This is a genomic window from Lactonifactor sp. BIOML-A5 (genome assembly GCF_009677585.1).
In the GTDB taxonomy this organism is placed as follows: domain Bacteria; phylum Bacillota; class Clostridia; order Lachnospirales; family Lachnospiraceae; genus Lactonifactor.
On the sequence record NZ_WKYV01000055.1, the window covers coordinates 1 to 6,077 of the forward strand.

Consider the following 6,077-nt stretch of genomic DNA (forward strand, 5'->3'; position numbering starts at 1 on the left):
ATAATAGGTTAGTCCGCTCGCTCCGCATCGCGTCCGTTTTGCTCCGCAAAACCGTCCGTTGGAGTCCGCCGACTGCAACTGCTTTGATCAACCAGTAAACATAACCTTTTCCGTTGGTTTTGAGATATAAAATCCGTTTCAGCCGTGTCAAGCTCCGCACTTCCTATCAAAATAAACTCATATAGCCGCAGTTCTTCCGCTATAACAGAATTTGCATATCCGCCAATATCATAATGCACACCCAGGTCTGCAGCTCCACTCATTACTTGTGCCCGTATTTCATAACAATTTGTAGAATGTATAGACAATTTTACATTAGGAGCTTTCCGCCGAAATTGTTTTAAAACCTGTGGCATTTGGTAGGCAAGCAGAGTTTCCGGGATGGCGATCTGCAAAGTCCCGGACAGCTCCTGGTTAGACTTTCCGTAATTCTCCATCTGCTGGACAGCTTCTATCACATGATTGATATAGGGGAGCAGTTCTTTTCCCGCCTGCGTCAGCTTCATTTTGCGCCCTATCTTTTCAAACAATTTTACAGAAAGCTCTTTCTCCAGCAGCTGCATTTGCAGGGTAATGGTTGACTGCGCATAGTTCAGGCGTTCTGCCGCTTTTTGAAAACTCCCGGTTTCCAGTATGGTTTTGAAGGTGTTTAGATATTTTAGCTCCATGTGGTCCCCCTCTCCATAATCATTCAGTAAAAATGAACTAAAACTTCAAAAGGTTCAATTTTTTAATAATGATTGTTTATGTTATGATATCCCTAAGAAAGGAGGGTGTCAAGTCGTTGAGAAATCACAAAGAAAACTGTAAAAGGATTCCCGCCTATCTCATCGGACTGCTTTGTACCTGCTTTGGCGTTGCACTCGTGTTAAAAACAAATTTGGGATTAGACGCATGGAATGGGGTATTCGCCGGCCTGGAACGGATCACACCCTTTTCTTTCGGCACATGGTCCGTTGTGATCCAGGGAGCTTTCTTACTCATAGCCGCAGCCCTCAACCGCAAAATGGAGTGGCTCTCTGTCTTTCCCATTATTTACAAAGGAATCTTTTTAGATGCCGCAAAAGCTATGGTATCCCCAAACTTTATGCATCCTGGCGTTGCTGCACGTGTATCACTATTTCTATGCGGATATTTATTAGTTGCTTTAGGTACAGGGCTCTATGTGGCAACCGGTTATCCCAAAATGCCCATTGACGGACTTATGACTGCTCTTTCCAATTCTTATTTGGGAAGTATTAAAAAGTCAAGATTGCTTATTGAGATTACCGGCTTTATTTCCCTGCTTTTAGTGGGCGGTACCTTTGGGATAGGTACAATCATAATTACATTTACAATTGGCCATTTCATTTCTGCAGCGAAACGTCTTGCAGAAAAATGGGTAAAACTGGGTGAAGAATATAAGGAGAGTGCATCATGAAAATTCAAACATATGTCGAGGCGGATCGTGAAGAAGTAATATCGCTTGTTCTGCATTGCCAGAACGATGGTACACGCCCGTTCGTTTCCGTAGACGATCAGCCGGAGTTACTACATATCAAAGAAAAATTTCTGGATAATGGCGGAAATTTCTGGGTTGCAAAGGAACAGGGAAAAGTTGTTGGCTCAGTCGGACTTATGATGTGCGGCAGCGGCCTTGGTGTGTTAAAAAAATTTTTTGTGTCTGAGGCATATCGAGGGAAACCACACCATTTAGGTAGGAAATTATATAAAACACTTTTGAACTTTGCAAAAGAAAATGGCGTAAAAAGAATAATTTTAGATACCCCCAAAAACGCAGACAGAGCACATAAGTTTTATGAAAAGGCCGGTTTTCACAAAATTGAAAAGGAGGAGCTGCCGGTGGCGTATGATTATCCATATAAGGACAGTGATTTTTTTTCCATATGGATACTTACCAACTCTTCAAAGTCCGCGGAAGCTGTTCACAGGTGATTATGAGTATGTTTTCTTACCATACGCCTCCCAATGTTTTTCAAATAAGGCAAAGTGCCGGTTTCTCTCCTTTTCCGAGAAATGTTCAAATTTTTTTAAGTATGTTCTCTCCTCAGGATCCAGCTGGTATCTTTCCGACTTTTTGCATAATTTTCTAATTTCCTGGAGGAGTACACTCTCATCGTGCAGATCTCCCAGGACCTCCTGGAACAGCGTGGCCGCTTCCAGCATTTCTGCTTCCTCTTTGTCCAGAATCTGACGGAAGAAATCTAAAACATATCTTAATTCCTTAAAGGAAAGGCGAAGCTTATGAAGAACCGGTTCCGGAACCAGCAGGCCTTCCATCCAGTTCTTCTGTGCTTTGATTTTCATAACTGCACGCCGGACACACTCTTCTTTTACTTCCTCCGGGAAAAATAGACACGCCTCTTTTCCTCTGCAAAGCACAGGGGTACAGATCCCCTGCTTTATCTCTTCTTCCATAGCTGCCGCCAGCTTCGGGAATTCGTCAGAGGAGAAATGCTGCTCTATCGCTCTCAGACATCCCTCTCTCCTTTCTCCTATGATCTTGTTCCATACAGGAAACACTTCCGGGCCGATGCCTTTCTTTTCCAGAAAATATATTTGTTTTTGATTCAGAATATCCAGATCCCGTAGAGCACCTAATTGTTTAAGATTTCGGTTAAGTTCGGGTTGATAGCAGGAGCTCCACTGGGGCTTCATATACCGGGTAAATACTCCAGTCACAGAGTACAGCTTGCGGAAAGCTACCCGAATATCATGTATGACCTCCGGATCTCCATAGTCAGAAGTCTTTTCTGTGAGCTGTCGGATGATATCCAACTGCTTGCTGACATATAGCTCCAGCTGAACGGAAAAGCTAGAGCTTCCCCCATTCTGTCCGCCTGAGCATTCCCTCTCAGAGTGAATTGCCTGCTTCTCAGCCAGCTGTACACTTTCTATTGCCGCCTCCACAACCGGCACATACTTTTTGCTCACCTGCATCTTCTTCAGATACTCCTTGATGCCTGCCCCGCCCACAGCATCTGCCCGCATTCCTGTGAGAACAGCTGCCAGAAGAATATTTTCTTTGTCTGACAGAGATTTCAGAGGATGGGTAAGTACGATGTCTCCCTCCAAAGCCAAAAAGGAATCCTCCAAAATACCCTCACCAACCCCCTTTAACAGGAATGCCCTGGATGCAATAGGGGCATAAGACCGGGGCACCTGATAATCTTCAGACACCGCCTGAAAAATGAGTGCAGCCAGTCTGGCATTCTCTTTTTTTGTGTCATAGTTGATCCCAAAACTGCTGCACAATTCTTTTGCCCCCCAATGCCTCACCTTCTCTCTGGGATTTCGCATATAGTTTCTCTTAGCTATGATTTTATCCATTTGTATCACCCCTTCCTGTACCTATCGTACACTTTTTTACGGCAAAATACTACCCTTACCGGTATCCCGGCCTGTATATAACACAAAAGCAGGGGAAGAATCTCCCCTGCTTTCGCCGGCATTACAACAAGTCATACATACAATGGCAAGCCCCGCTTTTCTACGCAAACAGTGGGGTACTGAAATATCGCTCTGCCGTATCCGGCAATACCGTAACCACTGTCTTTCCTTTTCCCAGTTTTCTTGCCAGGGCAATGGCTGCCGCCACATTGGTTCCGCTGGAAATCCCGCACATAAGCCCCTCCAGGCGGGCAAGATCCTTTGCGGTCTGTAAGGCTTCCTCGTCACTTACAATATAAATATTTTCATATATTTTCTGGTTCAGTATGGCCGGGATCAAACCGTCTCCGATTCCCATCTGAATATGGGTTCCTATATTGCCTCCTGCAAGAATTGCCGCATTCTCCGGCTCCACTGCCCAGATTTCCATCTCCGGATTCTGCTCTTTCAGAATTTCCCCGATTCCTGTGATGGTGCCGCCGGTGCCTATTCCGGAACAAAATCCGTGAATGGGACCTCCTGCATCCTGTAAAATCTCCCGGGCCGTATATTTTCTGTGTACAGATGGATTTGCCGGGTTTTCAAATTGCTGGGGCACATATACATTGGGATCTTCCCGTGCCATGTTCAGTGCCTGCTGGAGACATTCTTCAATACACGCTCCGATATCACCTGCATCGTGCACCAGCCTCACCTCTGCCCCATAGTGCTGGACCAGTTTCCTGCGCTCTTCACTCACAGAATCCGGCATAATGATCACCGTCCGGTATCCCTTCACGGCTCCGATTAATGCCAGCCCAATTCCCTGATTGCCGCTGGTAGGTTCCACAATAATGGAATCCTTGTGAAGCAGTCCTTTTTCTTCAGCCGCTGAAATCATATGAAAAGCGGTTCTGGTTTTAATAGAGCCGCCTACATTTAATCCTTCGAATTTCACCAGTATCTGTGCCCCGTTGGGATCCCCCATATGGTTCAGACGGATCAGCGGAGTATTACCCATTGCATCTAAGATTGTGTTGTAGATCATGATTCTCTCCCTCGTGTCGTAGTCTTTCTCATTATTGTATGTTATTATGGGAAAATATTCAAGTTATTAAGTGAATTATGTAGAAAAAGGACGGGCCGGTTACCCGGCCCGCTCTATCTGAGGCAAGACTTCTACCCGTATCTTTTCTACACGGCGTCCCGACATTTTGAGCACAGTGATTTTCAGATTTTCAAATTGAAACTGCTCTCCCTCTTCCGGTATTTTACCCAATTGATCCATAACCCAGCCGCTGACTGTGGTCACTTCCAATTCTTCCTCTCTGTCCAGCTCCTCAAAAAAATGTTCTGCGTTAGTGCTGCCGAGAACCGTATAGACGTTCTCCCCTTCCTTTTCTATTTCCATAACCACCTTATCATGCTCATCCCAGATTTCACCTACCAGCTCTTCCAAAATATCTTCCAGGGTTACAATCCCTACCGTTCCGCCAAACTCATCTATCACGACGGCTATATGAGATTTTGCCGCCTGAAGCTCTTTTAGCAGAATATTGATTTTCTTTGTCTTCGTTATAAAGAGCGGCCTTCTAACAATATTCTCCAGCTTCTCATCCGTGTGATATACGTAATTATAAAAGTCCTTCTGATACAGGATTCCTACAATCTGATCAATGTTCTCCAAGTATACCGGGAGTCTGGAAAATCCGCTGTCGGCAAAGGCCCGGGCAATGCTGTCTCTGGAGTCTTCAATGGATACAGCCACCACATCCACACGGGGAGTCAGGATATCTCCGGCTTCAACTTCTGTAAATTCTATGGCATTGCGGATCAGATCACTTTCCTGGGTCCCGATCCCCCCGTCCTGTTCTGCCTCCTCCACTATAGTCAGCAGCTCTTCCTCCGTAATGGAGCGGTCCTCTGAAGTTTTTACCAGTTTAGACAGGAACTTTTTCCACTGGCGGAACAAAAAATTAAAGGGCGTCAGAGCTACCATAAATCCCTTTAAAAAAGGTGCGGAAAACATAGCAAACTTTTCTGGCGACTCTTTGGCAATACTTTTGGGAGAAACCTCACCAAAAATGAGTACAACAACGGTAGTTGCCACAGTTGAGACACTGGCGCCCATGTCCTCACCCAAAAGCTTTACAAACAAAACCGTAGCAATTGATGCACAGGCGATATTAACAATATTGTTGCCAATCAGGATGGTTGAGAGCATTCCATCATAATTACCTGCCAGTTTTAAAACAAGCTCTGCCCTTTTATTTCCTTTGTCTGCCATATTCTTTACCCGGATACGATTCAGAGAAGAAAAGGCTGTTTCCGTTGCCGAAAAGTAGGCCGACATAATAATACAGATTACAATAATTACCAGTGAAATGCTGTTACTGTTCATACTCAAAATCCTTTCCTACAATAAATTTCTTCATAAAATAAACTCCTTTTTGCAAAATATTCTCTTTTTTTGCACTAAATAAGGACATAACTTTCCTTCAGCACTTTATAGGGTGCTGCCAGAATGCTATGTCCGGTATGATTTTTATATTTGCCGTTGCTCTACAATTTGTTCGGTCTTCGTCGCCGTCGGCGTCGTCCATTTTCAGTTTCCTTTCTGCAGTCTGCACTTAATTTAATTGAATTATATGATATCAGACAAGGACTGTCAACAGTATTTTCCATAAGGGACAGGGCAGGGGGGGGAT

The 6,077-nt window shown here is 44.6% G+C and carries 6 protein-coding genes; 2 read left to right on the forward strand and 4 right to left on the reverse strand.

Features of this window, described 5'->3' with window-relative positions:
* Positions 1-8 precede the first annotated feature (8 nt).
* On the reverse strand, positions 9-668 hold the full coding sequence (locus tag GKG41_RS22830; protein ID WP_154263149.1) for a LysR family transcriptional regulator: 660 nt from the start codon (positions 666-668) through the stop codon (positions 9-11).
* Between the two features lie 116 nt (positions 669-784).
* Between GKG41_RS22830 and GKG41_RS22835 the strand changes: the two genes are divergently transcribed.
* Together GKG41_RS22835 and GKG41_RS22840 are read left to right on the forward strand one after the other, a co-directional pair.
* Positions 785-1,420: a DUF6198 family protein gene (locus GKG41_RS22835; protein ID WP_154263151.1), complete on the forward strand. Its 636-nt coding sequence runs from the start codon at positions 785-787 to the stop codon at positions 1,418-1,420.
* Positions 1,417-1,935 carry a GNAT family N-acetyltransferase gene (locus GKG41_RS22840; protein WP_154263154.1) on the forward strand — a complete coding sequence of 173 codons (519 nt, stop codon included), beginning with the start codon at positions 1,417-1,419 and terminating at the stop codon, positions 1,933-1,935. The genes GKG41_RS22835 and GKG41_RS22840 overlap by 4 nt, the downstream gene beginning before the upstream one ends.
* On the opposite strand, the gene GKG41_RS22845 is transcribed toward GKG41_RS22840, so the two are convergent.
* From GKG41_RS22845 to GKG41_RS22855, 3 genes are all read right to left on the reverse strand, one after another.
* Positions 1,936-3,330 carry a CHAD domain-containing protein gene (locus GKG41_RS22845; protein WP_154263157.1) on the reverse strand — a complete coding sequence of 465 codons (1,395 nt, stop codon included), beginning with the start codon at positions 3,328-3,330 and terminating at the stop codon, positions 1,936-1,938.
* Between the two features lie 160 nt (positions 3,331-3,490).
* Positions 3,491-4,417, reverse strand: a complete 927-nt coding sequence (gene cysK, locus GKG41_RS22850; RefSeq protein WP_154263165.1) for a cysteine synthase A — start codon at positions 4,415-4,417, stop codon at positions 3,491-3,493.
* Between the two features lie 99 nt (positions 4,418-4,516).
* Positions 4,517-5,770 (reverse strand): hemolysin family protein, encoded by a 1,254-nt coding sequence (locus GKG41_RS22855; protein ID WP_154263169.1) that lies wholly within the window; start codon positions 5,768-5,770, stop codon positions 4,517-4,519.
* Positions 5,771-6,077: the final 307 nt, after the last annotated feature.